The organism is Umezawaea sp. (genome assembly GCF_036375055.1).
Classification (GTDB): Bacteria; Actinomycetota; Actinomycetes; order Mycobacteriales; family Pseudonocardiaceae; genus Umezawaea.
The window spans coordinates 35,632-51,649 of record NZ_DASUSQ010000023.1; the positions used below are offsets into that span (position 1 = coordinate 35,632).

Annotated in this window: 13 protein-coding genes; 6 read left to right on the forward strand and 7 right to left on the reverse strand. The window is 70.5% G+C overall.

Features of this window, described 5'->3' with window-relative positions; translation table 11 throughout:
- Positions 1-57: 57 nt before the first annotated feature.
- The gene (locus tag VFZ92_RS07710; protein ID WP_330875105.1) at positions 58-744 is read left to right on the forward strand and encodes a response regulator transcription factor; all 687 of its coding nucleotides are present in this window, start codon (positions 58-60) and stop codon (positions 742-744) included.
- 177 nt (positions 745-921) lie between these two features.
- On the opposite strand, the gene VFZ92_RS07715 is transcribed toward VFZ92_RS07710, so the two are convergent.
- Both VFZ92_RS07715 and VFZ92_RS07720 read right to left on the reverse strand, forming a co-directional pair.
- Positions 922-1,347: a Rieske (2Fe-2S) protein gene (locus VFZ92_RS07715; RefSeq protein WP_330875106.1), complete on the reverse strand. Its 426-nt coding sequence runs from the start codon at positions 1,345-1,347 to the stop codon at positions 922-924.
- Between the two features lie 74 nt (positions 1,348-1,421).
- On the reverse strand, positions 1,422-2,633 hold the full coding sequence (locus tag VFZ92_RS07720; RefSeq protein WP_330875107.1) for a hypothetical protein: 1,212 nt from the start codon (positions 2,631-2,633) through the stop codon (positions 1,422-1,424).
- A 346-nt stretch (positions 2,634-2,979) separates the two neighbouring features.
- Between VFZ92_RS07720 and VFZ92_RS07725 the strand changes: the two genes are divergently transcribed.
- Positions 2,980-5,055 (forward strand): MMPL family transporter, encoded by a 2,076-nt coding sequence (locus VFZ92_RS07725; protein WP_330875108.1) that lies wholly within the window; start codon positions 2,980-2,982, stop codon positions 5,053-5,055.
- Between the two features lie 55 nt (positions 5,056-5,110).
- On the opposite strand, the gene VFZ92_RS07730 is transcribed toward VFZ92_RS07725, so the two are convergent.
- The 4 genes from VFZ92_RS07730 to VFZ92_RS07745 all read right to left on the reverse strand — a co-directional run bounded on the left by VFZ92_RS07730 (position 5,111) and on the right by VFZ92_RS07745 (position 10,009).
- The gene (locus tag VFZ92_RS07730) at positions 5,111-6,544 is read right to left on the reverse strand and encodes a HAMP domain-containing sensor histidine kinase (protein ID WP_330875109.1); all 1,434 of its coding nucleotides are present in this window, start codon (positions 6,542-6,544) and stop codon (positions 5,111-5,113) included.
- Entirely contained in the window at positions 6,541-7,224 is a 684-nt protein-coding gene (locus VFZ92_RS07735) for a response regulator transcription factor (RefSeq protein WP_330875136.1), read from the reverse strand. Before VFZ92_RS07735 ends, VFZ92_RS07730 begins: the two co-directional genes overlap by 4 nt.
- Before the next feature lie 581 nt (positions 7,225-7,805).
- Positions 7,806-8,519, reverse strand: a complete 714-nt coding sequence (locus VFZ92_RS07740) for a hypothetical protein (protein ID WP_330875110.1) — start codon at positions 8,517-8,519, stop codon at positions 7,806-7,808.
- Between the two features lie 194 nt (positions 8,520-8,713).
- Positions 8,714-10,009 (reverse strand): VCBS repeat domain-containing M23 family metallopeptidase, encoded by a 1,296-nt coding sequence (locus VFZ92_RS07745; RefSeq protein ID WP_330875111.1) that lies wholly within the window; start codon positions 10,007-10,009, stop codon positions 8,714-8,716.
- Positions 10,010-10,283: 274 nt separating this feature from the next.
- Here VFZ92_RS07745 and VFZ92_RS07750 point away from each other — a divergent pair, with 274 nt between their 5' ends.
- The 3 genes from VFZ92_RS07750 to VFZ92_RS07760 all read left to right on the forward strand — a co-directional run bounded on the left by VFZ92_RS07750 (position 10,284) and on the right by VFZ92_RS07760 (position 13,872).
- Positions 10,284-11,378, forward strand: a complete 1,095-nt coding sequence (locus VFZ92_RS07750; RefSeq protein ID WP_330875112.1) for a helix-turn-helix domain-containing protein — start codon at positions 10,284-10,286, stop codon at positions 11,376-11,378.
- Between the two features lie 275 nt (positions 11,379-11,653).
- On the forward strand, positions 11,654-12,598 hold the full coding sequence (locus VFZ92_RS07755; protein ID WP_330875113.1) for a MerR family transcriptional regulator: 945 nt from the start codon (positions 11,654-11,656) through the stop codon (positions 12,596-12,598).
- Between the two features lie 92 nt (positions 12,599-12,690).
- Positions 12,691-13,872 (forward strand): fumarylacetoacetate hydrolase family protein, encoded by a 1,182-nt coding sequence (locus VFZ92_RS07760; RefSeq protein ID WP_330875114.1) that lies wholly within the window; start codon positions 12,691-12,693, stop codon positions 13,870-13,872.
- A 139-nt stretch (positions 13,873-14,011) separates the two neighbouring features.
- Here the strand turns inward: VFZ92_RS07760 and VFZ92_RS07765 are convergent, their stop codons facing one another.
- Positions 14,012-14,347 (reverse strand): ArsR family transcriptional regulator, encoded by a 336-nt coding sequence (locus VFZ92_RS07765; protein WP_330875115.1) that lies wholly within the window; start codon positions 14,345-14,347, stop codon positions 14,012-14,014.
- Positions 14,348-14,466: 119 nt separating this feature from the next.
- Between VFZ92_RS07765 and VFZ92_RS07770 the strand changes: the two genes are divergently transcribed.
- Positions 14,467-15,618 carry an FAD-dependent monooxygenase gene (locus tag VFZ92_RS07770; RefSeq protein WP_330875116.1) on the forward strand — a complete coding sequence of 384 codons (1,152 nt, stop codon included), beginning with the start codon at positions 14,467-14,469 and terminating at the stop codon, positions 15,616-15,618.
- Positions 15,619-16,018 lie beyond the last annotated feature (400 nt).

The window sequence follows — 16,018 nt, forward strand, 5'->3', positions numbered from 1 at the left end:
AGCCCTCGCGTCGGACGGCGGCCGCACCGTCCACGCGACCCTGGAAGGCAGCCATTCATGATCTCTGTGCTCGTGGTGGACGCCCAGCCGCTTCAGCGCTTCGGGTTTCGCATGCTGCTGGAGAGCACCCCCGACACCGAGATCGTCGGTGAGGCCGAGAACGGCGCCGAGGCCGTTCGGTGGACCACCGAGCTGCGTCCCGACGTGGTGCTGATGGACATCCGCATGCCGGGCGTCAACGGGATCGAGGCCACCCGGCGCATCGTCGCCGCCGGTTCGCGGATCCTGGTGCTGACGACGCTCGACGTGGACCGGTACGCGCTCGCCGCGCTGCGGGCCGGGGCAAGCGGTTTCCTGCTGAAGGACATCCGCCCCGAGGAGCTGCTCGCCGGCATCCGGGCCGTCGCCGCCGGGGACGCGGTGATCGCGCCCGCGCTGACCCGGCGGCTGCTCGACGCGTTCGTCGACCGGCTCGGCGATGACCTCTGCGGGCCAGCGCGGGAAGATCCCCGGCTGGCCTCCCTGACCGGCCGCGAGCGCGAGATCCTCGTCGCCATCGGCCACGGCCTCACCAACGGCGAGATCGCGCAGCGGTTCACGCTGGCGGAGTCGACGGTGAAGACCCACGTCGGGCGGGTGCTCGCCAAGATCGGCGCACGGGACCGGATCCAGGCCGTCATCCTCGCCTACGACCTGAGGCTCACCCGGCCGGTTCAGCGTGCGTCCGTCGGGTGCACGGGATGAAGTTCCCAGCCGATCCGCTCCGCTGCCCGCACCGGGCGCGCGACGCAGTACCCGGAGCGGGTCGTCGACAAAGCTGTTGCCGCGTTCCGAGGCAGCGCCGATCTCTCCGGCGAGACAGCGGCCACTGCCCCCGTGTCGAACGGCCCGCCGAGTTCCCGCAGGCCGTTCGACACCTTTCTAGGCGGTCACGACCGAGTCGCCGCTGATCTTCACCGGGATCGGGGTCAGGCCGGTGTTCGCCGGCCCCTTCTTCTTGTCGCCGGTCGCGGCGTCGAAGACGCTGCCGTGGCCGGGGCACGTGATGGTGCCGCCCACCGGTTTGGAAACGATGACGCCCGCGTGCGGGCAGACCGGGTTGAGCCCCTTGACCTCGTTCTCCGATGGCCGGACGATCAGGACTTTGCCTGACGGTCCGTCCACGATCGCCCCGCTGCCGACCGGGACGTCGGCCAGCTCGGCCAACGGCGCGCCACCGGAGCCGGGGGTTCCTCCGGCGGGCGGGTTGGCGGCGGGTGTCCCGGAGGAGCAGGCGGTCAGCGAAATCGGTGCGACCAGACCGGCTAGCAGGCCGCAGACGACCGTGCGGCGTGTTGGATCTGGCAAGACGGTGCCTCCTGAGCGCGAACAGTGGTGTTTTCGCTTGTCGACCTCGGTGAGGTCACACGTTCGACGCTTCGTCAGGACTCGCGAAGGGAGACCGTCATGATGCCCGTGCACATCTCGTCGCTGGTGCCGTCGCCCCACACCACGTAGCGCGGCGGCAGCTTGCTCAGCTGCGGCAGCAGTTTGCGCAGCCCCGCGTCGTGCGTGCACGTCACCCGCAGCGTGTCACCCGGACCGATGTCCACCGGCGACGGCAGTTTGATCAGCCGCTGGTCGTCGAAGTCGAACCGCGGCACGTCCAGCACGACCTCGGCGTTCGGCGTGCCGGGGTTGAGTTCGACCTTGATGGCCCGCCCGAGCAGGTGCATGTGGCCGAAACCGCCGAACAGCGTCATCGGCGCGGGCACCGCGTGGTCGCAGGTCTGCGTGTTGCCGGGCTTCGGCGCGCTCTGGCCGCACTCCTCCAGCTGCTCGTCCGCGGTGCTGCCGACCTCCTCCCCGAACCGCTTCGTCACGTCCGCGATCGAGGCCGCCCGGTCGCAGAGCGGACCCGACTCGTCGGCGGTGCAGGGCAGGTCGGTCGGCGCGTCGAGCGGCCACGTGACGAATTCACGGGTCTGCGGCGTGCCGTCCGTCAGCCGCAGCCGCACCGCCGTGCGATCCGACCCAGCCGACTTGCCATCGGTCACGAGCAGGTTGTAGTGGAGTTGGAGGATGATCAGGCTGCCCGCCTCCAGCTTGAAGCCGGCGTCATCGGCGAACAGCGTCTCCGTGGCGTTCGGCGTCCAGGTGTCCACCCACGCCGCGTTCCCCTCCTCTTCTTCCACGTCGGCGCCGGGCACGCCGGTCCCGCCGAAGCACCGCCAGCCGAGGCCGGGGGTCTTCTCGTCCTGCTCGCGCACCAAGGCGGCGACGTCCGGCCGCACCGCGTACACGACGGCGTGGTGCGCGATGGCGATGTTCTCCGGCACGACCTGGGTCCCGGTCAGGAACGCCGTCTTGGTCAGGCCCGGATCGATCACCTGGCACCGGTACTCGTCCGTGCCGCCCTCCGGCGGCGCGGGCGTGTAGGCCTCGGTCATCCTCAGGTCGAGGAACCGCTCGCCCGCGCGCAGCGGCTGCGGTGGACCCGACGGCTCGCCCGCGTGCGCGCTGTGCGAGCCCGCCGCGGCGGGCGCCGCCTCGTTTCCGGTGTCCGTCCCGCAGGCGGCGACCACAGTGAACGCCATCGCCAGCACCGTGGTGGCCGCCCCGAACCTCCACGGTGGACTATCAGGTTTCTTCATGGCCTGAACGCTAGGCCGAATTCCGTCCCGTTTCGTCGTACCGCGGTCGTCATCTTCGGGAGGAAGGTGGTACCACGGTACGTCTTCCCGGAGCGCCATTCGACAAATGGCTGCCGCTACGGCGATGCGCGGGCAGAACCTCGACACCACGCCGGCGCTCGCGACACCTGGTTCGGGCAACCGGTCTGAGCGCCGCATTAACGGTCCTCTCAGATTCGCTCGGTAGGAAGTCGGCGTCGGACAAGCGATGTAACCCTTGTGTAGGAGGCTAGTGATGGCAGTCAACGCAGCGCCGCCCGGGAAAGCGCCGGCCGGTCGGTTGGCAGGCCGGTGGGTGCCGTGGTTGGTGATCGGCTTGTGGGTCGCGCTGTCGGTGATCATGGTGCCGCTGAGCGGGAATTTGAGTTCGGTCACCACCGACAGCGCCGTGGACACCCTGCCTGCCAACGCCGAGTCCACCAAGGTCGCGGTGCTGGAGGACAGTCTCCCCGGCGGGGAGGACAACACGTTCGTCTTCGTGTACCACCGCGCAGGCGAGATGACCGACGCCGACCGCGCGACGGTCGAGCGCCACTACGACACCTTGGCCAAGCGGTACCCGCCGAAGGTGGCGGCCCCGGCGGGCGAGGACGACGAGGGTCCACGGACGACACCCTCCACCGACCGCAAGGCCATGATGTTCACCCTCGACGTGAGCACGGCCTACGGCGCCCCGGAGGCCATCGTCGGCCCGCTGCGCGACGCCGCGGAGGACCGCCCCGCCGGCCTGGAACTCGACGTGACCGGCCCGGCCGCGATCGACGGTGACATGGACGCCGTCTTCGACGGCATCGACCTCCAGGTCCTCCTCACCACCGTCCTCGTCGTCACGCTCCTGCTGATCCTCACCTACCGCAGCCCGGTGTTGTGGCTCATCCCGCTCGTGGCCGTGGGCGCGGCCGCACTGACCTCGATGGCGACCGTCTACCTGCTCGTCAAGGGTTTCGGCATCGTGATCAACGACCAGAACTCGGCGCTGCTGACGATCCTGGTGTTCGGCGTCGGCACGGACTACGCGCTGTTGCTCATCGCCCGGTACCGGGAAGCACTGCACCACCACGAGAACGTCCGGGTCGCGATGGTCCACGCCCTGCGCGGCGCGGCGCCCGCCATCGTCGCGTCCGCGGCCACCGTGATCGCAGGCCTGCTCTGCCTGCTCGTCGCGGACCTGAACAGCACCAGTGGGTTGGGCCCGGTCGGTGCTGCTGGAATCCTGTGCGCCCTGGTGGCCATGCTGACGCTGTTCCCGGCGCTGCTGGTGGTGCTCGGCAGGCGGATCTTCTGGCCTGCCATCCCGCGGCTCGGCACGGCCGTGCAGGAGAAGCCGGGACTGTGGGTGCGGCTCGGCGCCGCCATCAGCCGCCGTCGGTGGGTGGCGACGCTCAGCTCGCTCGCGGTCCTGGGCGTGCTCGCCATCGGGCTGACGGGCAACACCAGCGCTCTGCGGGAGCAGGACCAGTTCGTGTCCGCGCCGGAGTCGGTCACCGGCTTCACCGTTCTCCGCCAGCACTTCCCGGAGCTCGGCGGCCAGCCGATGACGGTCTTCACGCGACCGGCGCACCAGGACCGGGTGCTCGACGTCGTCAAGGGCACTCCCGGTGTGGCGATGGCCGTGCCAGGGCAGACCAGCGGTGGCTGGGCCGACATCTCCGTGTTCCCGACGGACGCGCCGGACACCGACGCGGAGTACGACACGATCAAGCGGGTGCGCACCGCCGTGCACGCGGTGAGCGGGGCGGAGGCGATCGTCGGCGGGCCGAGCGCGGAGAACCTCGACACCGAGGTGACCACCAGCCGCGACGAGAAGCTGGTGATCCCGTTGGTGCTGGCCGTCGTCCTGCTCGTCCTCGGGCTGCTGCTCCGAGCGGTCGTGGCCCCGCTGGTCCTGATGGCCACCGTGGTCGTCTCGTTCGCGGCGGCCTTCGGCGGCAGCGTGTTCGTCTTCGACACGATCCTCGGGTTCAAGGGCGTCGACTACTCGGTGCCACTGCTGGCGTTCCTGTTCCTGGTGGCGCTCGGCGTCGACTACAACATCTTCCTGGCCAGCCGGGCCAGGGAGGAGGCCGTGCGCCTGGGCACCAGGGAGGGCATGCTCAAAGCCCTCTCCGCCACCGGTGGCGTCATCACCTCGGCGGGCCTGGTCCTGGCGGCCACGTTCGCGGTCCTCGCCACGCTCCCGCTGGTGATGCTGATCGAGGTCGGGTTCCTGGTCGCCTTCGGCGTGCTGCTCGACGCGCTGCTGGTGCGGTCGGTCCTGGTGCCCGCCCTCACCCTGCTGATCGGCAGGCGGATGTGGTGGCCGAGCAGGCTGTCCCGGCCGGTGGAGCTGCCGGACGGTCGACGGCCGCTCGTGGACGATGAGGAGCCCGCGCTGCAACGGTGAGCGCGGCGGCACGAACGAGATCCGGGACGGGCCCCAGGCCCGTCCCGGATCTTTTTCACAGGCCCTGCGGTCCTGCGGCGCGCTGCGCGATCGGGGCGGTCGGAAGGTCGACCCGGAGCAGTGCGCCACCGCGTGGGGAGCGGGCGACGGTGACCCGGCCGCCGTGGGCGTCGACGACCCGCTGCACGATCGACAGCCCCAGACCGGATCCCGGCAACGCACGGGCGCTGTCGGCGCGGTAGAACCGGTCGAACACCCGCGGTACGTCGGCGGCGTCGATGCCCGGCCCGGCGTCGTCGACCTCGAGCACCGCCGACGCGCCCTGGGCGCGGAGCCGGACCTGCACCGGCTGGTCCGCGGGGGACCACTTGCCCGCGTTGTCGATGAGGTTGAGCACCGCCCGCTGGAGCGCGGCGGGCCGCCCGCTCACCCGCACGGGGGTCACGTCGAGCGCGATCTCGATGTCGGGAACGCGGGAACGCACCTGGGTCGCGGCGGCCACCACCACGTCGGCGAAGTCGAGCAGTTCGGTGCTCTCGTCGCTGACGTCACCGCGCGCCAAGTCGGTCAGCTCCGCCGCGAGGGTGCTCAACTCGGCCACCTGGGCGCCGAGGTCGTTGAGCAGCCGGGTCCGGCTCTCCGCAGGCAGGGCGCTGTCCAGGGCGCCGCGCCGATCGAGCCGGATCAGCAGTTCGATGTTGAGGCGCAGGCTGGTGAGCGGGGTCTTGAGCTCGTGGGCGGCGTCCTCGGCGAGCAGCCGCTGAGCCCGCCGGGAGTCCCGGAGCGCGGCGAGCATGTCGTTGATCGACTGGATCAGCCGCCGGATCTCCCCACCGCCCTCGTCCGGGATGTCGGCGTCGAGATCCCTGGTGTGCGCGACGCGGACCGCGGCGGCGGTCAGCCGGTCGATCGGTGCCAGCCCGGTCCGCGCCACGGCCCGCCCGACAAGTCCGCCGCTGACCGCGCAGAGCAGCCCGATCAGCAGCATGCCGAACCCGAACTGGTTGATCGGGCTGTCGTCGGCGGCGCGGGCCACCTGGATCGCGCCGCCGGTCGCCCGCAGCGTGTAGATGAGGTAGCCGTCGTCGTCGCTGTCGTCCGCCTCCACCAGGTCGGCCGACGCGCCCTGCGCCACGCGCCCGGCGGGCTCGCTGACCGGGGGCAGCGCCGGTTGGCCGTCCGGCGTCCGGATCGAGCCGTCGGCCAGGATGACCCGCACCAGCCGACCGGATCCGGGATACGGCGGTAGCTGGACCTGCGCCAGACCCGCGCGCTCCGCGTTCGTCGCCAGGACGCGGGAGTCGGCGCGCAGCTGATCCTCCGCGCTGTTCCGCAACTCCCAGTCCAGCAGCTCGCTGGCCACCTGGAAGGCCATGAACACGCTGACCGCGATGGCCGTCGCCGCGATCACCGTCAGCCTGCTCCGCAGGGACCGCCTGCGCCACCAACGGGTCAGCCCGCGCGGGCCCCGGCCTGCGGGCCTGCTCACGGAGGAGTCTCCCGCAACGTGTACCCCAGGCCGCGCAGCGTGTAGATCAACCTCGGCTCACCCCCGGCCTCCATCTTGCGGCGCAGGTAACTCACGTACACCTGGAGGTTGTTGGCGGTGACGCTCATGTCGAAGCCCCAGATCGCCTCGAACAGCGCGCCCCTGGTCAACACGCGGGTCGCGTTGCTCACGAGGACCTCCAGCAGGGAGAACTCGGTCCTGGTCAGGCGGAGCGGCCGCCCGCCCCGCCACGCCTCGAACCTGTCGGGATCGACCCGGACGTCGGCGAACGTCAGGACCTGCGACTCGTCGTCGCCCGGTGCGCGGCGGCGCAGCAGGGCCCGGACCCTGGCCAGCAACTCTTCGATGGCGAACGGCTTGGGCAGGTAGTCGTCGGCGCCCGCGTCCAGCCCCGCCACCCGGTCGGAGACCTGATCACGGGCGGTCAGCATCAGCACCGGCAGGTCCCGACCCGCCGCCCGCAACCGCCGGCAGGTCTCCAACCCGCCGAGGCGGGGCATCATCACGTCGAGGATCAGCAGATCCGGCGCGTCGTCACCGAGCTTGTCGAGCACGGCGAGACCGTTGGCGACGGTGCTGGTGTCGTAACCCTCGACCTGGAGCACCCGCTCCAGCGACTCGCGGATGGCCGCCTCGTCATCCGCGATCATGATCCGCACGCCTGCCCGCCTCCTCCGGTCGATGCTTTTGCCGGTCATCGTCCCCGACCAACCTGAGGCGAGCATTAGAGCGTCGCCGCTGTGGTGCCCGCGGGCCGTGCTCCTACCGCTCGGAAGTGCGTCCCGTCGGCGGTGCTGCGCAGCGAGACGGCCAAGGATGGCGAGTTGTTCGTGCTGCGGCACGAGAACGCGGTACGTCGACGGCAGCTGGCGGGTCCGGTCCGCTACGAGCCCGCTGACCGGTTCTGGTTCGCCGCCTTGTCCGGGGTGGTGGATCGTCGCCGCCGGCGGGACGTCCGCGTCGGCGAGGATGGTGTCGAACGGGGCGGGGAACCTCCCGTCGCGGTCGCGGATCGGGAAACGCGCGGAGTCGCCCGCGTCGTCGAGGTCCATCACGAGGACCTTCGCCGCCAGGGCGACCCGCGCCGCGGTCGGTCGCGTCCACGAGCCCGCGGGCTTCGCGTGGCGTCACCCGCACGGATGGGATCGTCGGCAACCCGCTCCACGTCGACCCCCTCCCGCCCTCCACCAGGTCCTCAGCCGACACCGACGTCATGACCCGCAACACTCGGACGCCCGCTTCAGGCCGCCTCGATGGCCTGGACGATGAGTTCGTTCCGAGCGTCTTGGCCCAGTGGTGCGGTGGTGTGGACGCCGTCGCGGAGGTACGCCGTGAGACGGGTCGGCTTCGCGGCGAGGAACTCGGCCCAGCGGATCACGACCAGGTTCGGGTGTCGGCGTTGGGCGTCGGCCAGTTGGAGATTGATCCAGGCGCTGTTGCGCTGGTCGGCCAACTGGACGTCGGTCGACTGGCTGGTCCGGTGAACCTGGGTGTTCACCCAGTACACCTTTCGACCGGGGCCCGCGATGCTCATCGTGCGATCGACCTGCGCGGCGAACACCGGCGGGGTGAAGATGTCGTTCGACCCGGTGGCCATCAGGATTCGGTTCGGCAGCCCGTAGGTGTGAGCCCACTGCGCCAGTGCGTCGACGGCCGGAGCCGTCGGGCGACCGGACCAGTTGTGCACGGCGATGACGTCTCCGGTCCGGCTGTGGAGCCGCTTGGCCAGGGAGCTGCCGTCCTGGACGGCGATGCTGTCCCCGAACATGAACAACCCGTCGGTGTCGAGAACCGGCCTGATCTGGGTCAAGGTGGAGATCGCCTTGGACAGCGTCTCCCACTGCCCCGACGCGCCCGAGCCGTACCCGTCGGCGAGCGCCCGTCCTGGGCTCAGGAAGGTGGAGCCGACCGCGACGACGCCCGCCGTGAGCAGTCGCCGGCGTGTGGTCGTCATCCGCGCGCTCACGGGACGAACCCGTGGTCGTCTGCCGCGGTGGGCATCGTGCAGGCGGTTGCCGGTCGGTGCATGGCGGGCCTCCGAACCAGTGATCACGCGGATCGTGGGTGGCGGGACGAACCGGGTACGGACGTGGTTCCTTCGACCGGCTGGGCCGCGCGCGGCAGGCGCCCGGCCCAGCCCTCGATCCTCTAGTTCACGGCGAGGTTGAAGCCGGCCCAGCCGCTACCGATCTGGGTGGACCGGTCGAACGTGCCTGAGCCGGTGCCGAGCCACTGCCACAGCGTGTTGTCCGACGTGCGGACACCCACGAGGTCTGCTTTGCCGTCACCGTTGATGTCCATCGAGACCATCTGACGGAACTCGTTCCAGCCCGTTCCGACCTTCACCGCGGTGGCGTAGGTACCACCGTCGCGCTTCCAGAAGTAGAGCTCTCCCAAGCTGTTGGTGGCCCAGATGTCGCCGTCGCCATCGCCGTCGGCATCGGCCGCGGTGTGCCTGAGAAGACTCGCCCAGCCCTCGCTGACCAGTGTTCGGGAGCTGAACGCGCCAGCGCCTCGGCCCGGGTGGAGGTACATGTTTCCGCCGTCCCTGGCGAGGATGTCGGTTTTGTCGTCGCCGTTGACGTCGGCGAGCGAGATCCATTCCATGGCCGACCAGCCGGGGCCCACATCCTGTGACGCGGCGAACGTGCCATCGGGGCGGTTGTGCCAGTAGTAGAGCGTGTCACCGCTGACAGCCCACAGATCCGCCCTGCCGTCAGCGTCGGAATCGTTGACCGCGATCCGGGAGAAACCACCCCAACCAGGACCGTGGCGCAGGGCCGCGGTGAAACCACCACCGCTTTTACCTCGGTAGAACCACGCGACCCCAGCAGGGTCGACACCGATCGCGTCATCGAACCTGTCCCCATTGACGCTCCTGCTCGGGCGGTTCGCCGAAGAGGCGCAGTTCTGGCTGACGTGGGTTTCGACGCCCGTGGTGTAGTCGAACGGATCGCCGTGGAAGGAAGCGGGCTTGATGGTGCCGTTGTAGCGGTACTCGAAGTGCAGGTGGGCGGTGATCCCGGAGCTGTTGCCGTCGGTGTTGCCGAGCGTGCCGATCTCCTCTCCCAGGCGCACCACGTCGCCGTCGTGCGCGCTCTTGCTGTTGAGGTGGGCGTACAACGTCGAGTAGCCGCCACCGTGGTCGATCTCCAGGAAGTTCCCGTAATCCGATGACTCACCGCCCTCCCGGACGACGGTCCCGGCAGCCGCCGCGTGGATGGGCTCGCCGAGGTCCTCGTTCCCCGAGGTACCGCTCTTGTTGAAGTCGATCTCATAGCTGACGTGCGCGCTGCTGCCCTTGGAGTTCCCGACCCAGGAGGTCTGGCAGAGGAACGGCAGTTCGAGCGCGGGCGCCGCGACGATCTGCGCGGTCGCCCCAGTGGCCTGCGCCAACGGCGCCAGCGTGGTTGCGGCGACGGCGATGGCGATGCCCGTCGCCATGCCGATTCTCGTGACCTGAGATGTACGCATTGGAAAGATCCGTTCTGCCATGGTGCTGATTCGTGTCGTTCGCAGGCCGTGGGCGAAGACAGCCGGTCGCCGACCCTGGAAAGCGTTTACCGCCCTTTTCCTTTCAGACCACTCTGCTGTGCACTGTTGATAAATCCTGGTGATTCGGTGTCGGGTGCCCTTCGGCCCCGCCACGGCAACCACTCCCAGCTTCTCCGGGCAACGGGTGAGCCCTCGTACCGCCGACGTTCGAAGACGACCCCTCATGAGCGTCGCCGCCGTTGTTCGCCAGGAGGCAACTCAACCCCGTACCAGCCTTGTGGTGAAAGCATTCGAACCAGTTCGAATCCATGGTCCGACTGCTACCCTGGGCGAGGTGCTGACGCTGCGCGTAGACGCCGACACGGTCTCCAGGACCCGGTTGTCGCCCTCCCCGGCGTCGGAAGCCATGGCATGGCTGAAGCTCGCCGCCGCGTCGGGCCGGCACCCGGTGTTCGGTGATCCCGGACCGCTCGCCCGCGCGTCGCTCACTCACCCGGACGTCGCCCTGCTCGCGGACCTGCTGCCGCGCAACGGCGACACCTACATCCCCGATCTGCTCACCCCGCAGCCGGGTTCGGCCTCGCGGCGCCGTGAGCTGATCGAGGAGCAGATCGCGCAGATCGAGGCAGTAGCGCAGGGCGAACTCGAAACCCAGGTGTTCACCCACACCAGGACTCACTGGAACAGGCCGCTGCGGGCCACGACCCGCCGGATCGCGGAGTCCGGGCGGATGCAGCGGCGTCTCGCCAACGGTGTCGCCCGGTTCTGGCGGGACACCCTCTCCGACGGCTGGCCCGCGTTGCGCGCGATCATCGACCAGGACATCGCCCACCGAGCGACGGCCATGGCCACCCGCGGCCTCGGCCGGGCTCTCGGAACGCTCCACCCCGACATCGAGTGGACGGGCGACGCCATCAACCTCTGCACGCCGTTCACCGGCGAAATCGACGTCACCGGCCGGGACCTGGTCCTCGCTCCCAGCGTGCTCAACTGGCCCGACGTCATCATCCAGGTCGACACACCAGGGCAGTTCGTCCTCTACTACCCCGCCCAACGGGTCGGAGCCGGCCAGGACCGCGGGTCCGGGAGCATCGCGCACGTTGTCGGCAACGCCCGAGCGGCCCTGCTGGCAGACCTCGACACCGCCAGGTCCACCGCGGAGCTCGCCGCCCGGACCGGCTACGCCCCTGGCACCGTCTCCTACCACCTCAGCGCACTGCACCACGCCCGTCTCGTCACCAAGGTCAGGGCCGGGCGCTACGTGTTGTACCAGCGGACCGAACACGCGACGGGTCTGCTGGAAGTCGCCCGCGATTGAGGACTTCCCGACGCCACCCCAGCGAGGCCACCTCACCGGTACGTGGAACGCGGGCAGGCGTCGCACCACCGCGGCGAGCACCGCGCGATCGGCCCAGGTCGACTGCGAGCGGGGGTTGGTTCGGCGCGGCGCGCTGGTCAGGGTTCCGGTGTGCGCGCTCCACGCAGGGGTTCGACCACGCCGAAGCGCCGCGGGAGACCGACTCGGGGCACCGGTTCGAGCCGGAGCGGCAAAGCAGTTGACTTCACAGCGGCTGCAACGTTGAGGATTCCCCCGTGGATGAACGCACGGACCTGCTCACCATCGGTCGGCTCGCACGTCGTACGGGGATCTCGGCGCGCACCCTGCGCTTCTGGTCGAACGAGGGGATCATCCCGTCGGCGGGCCGCACGGCGGGCGGTTACCGGCTCTACGACGCCGCGTGCGTGGCCCGCGTCGAACTCATCCGCACGCTGCGGGAGTTGGGACTCGGGCTCGACGACGTGCACCGGGTGCTCGACAACAGGGCAACGGTCGCCGACGTCGCCGCGGCGCACGTGGCCGCGATCGACACGCGGATCCGTGCCCTGAAGGTGAGCCGGGCCGTCTTGTCCACCGTGTCGAAACGTCGATCCACCCCTGAGGAGACAGCACTGATGAACCGGTTGGCACGGCTTTCCGCCGCCGAGCGGGCGCAGATCGTCGACGAGTTCAAGGCGGACGTGTTCGGCCGCCTCGACATCGCCCCGGAGCTGCGCGAACGGGCACGTGAACTCAGCGTCGATCTGCCGGAGGACCCCACACCCGACCAGGTGGACGCCTGGATCGAACTGGCGGAACTCGTGCAGGACCGGGGTTTCCGCGTTCGACTGGGAAGGTTTCTGGAACTCAACACACCCGCCCCCGGACAGCAGGCACCGCCCGGCGCGACCATCTGGTGGGCGCGGCAGGTGGTGAACACCGTCGCGCAGGCCAGGAAGGAGGGCGTCGACCCCGACGACCCGTCCGCGGCGGAGCTGATCTCCACCGTGTTCGGCGACGCCGATCCGAACGCGGTACTGGCGTCCCTGGAAGCGGGGATCGACGCGGGCGCGGAACGGTACCGGGGGCTCGTCAGTCGCGTGCGGGGGCGGTACGGTGCTCCGGACGCCACGGGAGAACTGCGCTGGCTCGCCACAGCTCTGCGGATCGCCACCGGAGGAGAAGTGACCCCAAGCCCGCCCTCCCGACGCACTCGGTGATCAGCCCACCGAGGACTGGCCGGTGGCGTGTCGACGAACTCCTGGATCCTGTCCCCGTCGTTGTCATCAGATGATCGGACTTTGGAGCACCAGTGACCCTCATCCAGTTGGCGGACCGGGTGGTTCTCGCCGATCCGGCCGCGGTGCTCGTCGGAAGGGTCTTCGACCCCGGTGCCGACGGGCCGTGCCTGGTCGTCAGGCGTGGCGACGAACTCGTCGACATCACCCCGCACGGGCCGACCTCCGCCGATCTCCTGGCCCGGTCGGACGTCCTGGACGTCGCCCGCCGAGCGGAGGGGCGGACCTGGAACCTCCGCGACGTCGTCCGCTCGACCATGTCCGGTGGCCGGGGGAGTGCGCACCTGCTCGCTCCCTGCGACCTCCAGGTGATCAAGGCGGCGGGGGTGACCTTCGCCAGCAGCATGATCGAGCGGGTCATCGAGGAACGGGTCGCGGGGGACGCCGCGCGGGCGGACGGCATCCGCGCGTCCCTGCACGCCATCGTGGGCACGGCCCTCACCGTCACGCCCGGCAGCCCCGAAGCCGCGGAGGTCAAGCGGGCGCTGGTCGAGCAGGGCCTGTGGTCGCAGTACCTCGAAGTCGGCATCGGACCCGATCCGGAGATCTTCACCAAGGCCCCCGTCCTGTCGGCGGTGGGGGTCGGCGCGGACGTCGGCGTGCTGTCGGGATCCTCCTGGAACAACCCCGAGCCCGAACTGGTCCTCGTCGCGGACCCGGACGGCAACGCGGTCGGCGCGACCCTCGGGAACGACGTGAACCTGCGCGACTACGAGGGGCGCAGCGCGCTGCTGCTGGGCAAGGCGAAGGACAACAACGCCTCCTGCGCGATCGGTCCGTTCATCCGCCTGTTCGACGGGGGTTTCGGCCTCGCGGACGTCGCGAGGACGACCATCACGACGCGCGTCACCGGTGAGGACGGGTTCGAGGCCGAGCACGTGGGACGCCTCGCGGACATCAGCCGCCCGCTTCCCGAACTGCTGGCGGGTACCTGCGGGCGCCACCACCAGTACCCCGACGGGTTCGTGCTGTTCACCGGGACCTCGTTCGCCCCGGCGATGGACCGGGGGGAGCAGGGCATGGGCTTCACCCACCACGACGGCGACATCGTCGCCATCGAGTCCCCCCACCTCGGTCTGCTGGCGAACACGGTGGTCAAGAGCGAGGACGCCGCGCCCTGGACGTCCGGCGTCAGGGCGCTCATGCGGAACCTGGCCGCACGCGGCCTCCTCGGCGCTCCGGGCGGTGCCCGATGAGCCCTGTGCCCGCCTGTCGTCCGTGCTGATCAGGCGGTGTGGTGGCACTCGCGGGGGATGCCGCCCGACCGGTCGTCCCCGGCGAGCCGCACTCCGAGCGTCGTGATCGCTGCCCCTGCCGCGGGACGAGGGGTGCTGTTCAGCGAGGAGCGGTGTCGTCCTGGTGTTCGGCTTCCAGGAGCGCGAGCAGTCCGGGAAACCTGCTCTCGACGTCCGTGCGCCGCAGGCGAATGCCCTTGCGGTTGCCGTAGTCGATCTCGGTGATGAGCCCTGCTCGGCGCAGGACCCGGAAGTGGTGGGTCTGGGTCTGCTTGGAGATCGGGAGGGCGAACGAGTTGCAGCCCCGTTCACCGTCGGTGTGGTCGGCGGCCAACTCCGTCATCACCGAACGGCGGTGCTCGTCGGCGAGGGCGCGGAGCACCACGCCCAGTTCGAGCGCGTCGACCTCTGGGCCGACCAGGTTCGTTCCGGCCACGGACACCTCCCTCAGGTACGTCTTGCATCGTACCTCAGGGGCGTGCTCTACTCGGGTACGAAATCGATCGTACCTAGGTGGCCGGAACCGCGGTCGTCGACGTTCCGAGAGGTCTTGTCATGACGAAGCCCGAGGTGCTGATCGTCGGTGCCGGAATCGCCGGGCCCGCGCTCGCGCACTGGCTCGCCCGGAACGGATACCGGCCGACCGTCGTCGAGCGTGCCCGGCAGCTGCGCTCCGGGGGCAGCGCGGTCGTCGTGAAGGGGCCCGCGATACCGGTCGCCGAGCGCATGGGCGTCCTTCCGCGGCTGCGCGACCTCGCCACCCGCAATCGGTCGCTGACCCTGCTGGACCCGGCGGGCGAACGGGTCCTGCGACTCCCCACCTCCTCGGGAGGGGCGCCGACGGTCGAGGTGACCAGGGCCGACCTGTCCGAGGTGCTGCACCGGTCGGCGCGGGGCGATGCCGAGTTCGTGTTCGACGACACGGTCACCGCGCTCGATCAGGACGAGGGCGGGGTCGACGTCACCTTTCAGCGGTCCGCGCCACGGCGTTTCGACCTGGTGGTCGGTGCCGACGGGATGCACTCCACCGTACGGCGTCTGGTGTTCGGGCCCGAACGGCAGTTCGTGGGCGACCTGGGTCTCTACGGCGCGACCGTCCCGCTGCGACCCGACGCCATCGACGACCCGAGCGAGCTGACGGTGCTGACCGTGCCGAACCGGATGCTGGTCGTCCACCCCTCGCGCACCACGCCGCTGGCGATCTTCACCTTCCGGGCCGCACGGCCCGCGCCCCACGACCGCGGGAACACCGCTCTCCACAAGCGGACCGTGGCCGAGGCGTACGCCGGCGTCCGGTGGCGGGCGCCGGAACTCGTGGAGGCGTACCTCGACCACCCGGCCCCGTTCTTCGACCCGCTGACGACCGTCCGGATGCCCTCGTGGTCCCGCGGACGGGTCGTGCTGCTCGGGGACGCGGCGGCGGCCACGGCCCTGCTGGGCGACGGGTCCAGCACGGCGGTGGCGGGAGCGCACGCCCTCGCGGAAGAACTCGCCGCCCACCACGGCGACCACGCCCGCGCCTTCGCCGCCTACGAGTGGCGGCTCCGCCGTGAGGTGCGACCGCGGCAGCGACGCGTCGGCCTGCTGTCCAGGCTCGTGGTGCCCAGCACCCGACCAGGCCTCGTGGTGCGCAACGCGGTGGGCCGCGCGGTCGGTCGCACGAGCCGGATCACCTCTCGCGACCCCGCGACCGGAAAGGCCGGGTAGCGGCGGCCGGGTGAGGAGACCAGGACCTCGGCGGGGACGATCACCGGCCATGGCTCTCACGCAGGCGGCCCGCCGGGGGTGACGGGTCGCACCGGCGCGACGACAGGTGTCGCCCAGCCGGCCGAGGTGCTGGAGGACGGCCAATCGAGACGTCTGTCTCGTGCGGCGACGGCCGCCCGGACAGCCGGTGACCGCTGCCGGCGTCGGCGCTTCGGTCCGCCCGAAACCGCAGGTCGGTCAAGTCGCCCCGCCCCGGGGGGACGGGACGCGTCCCCGCCCGGTCCGATGTGGACGGACGGGCGCGCAGTCCGCTGAGTCGAATGGTCGATTCCGGTCGAGGGGCGTGCGCTGCCACAGTGCCTTCGGTGATTGCACAACTCTTCTGCGCGAAGGAGGAACC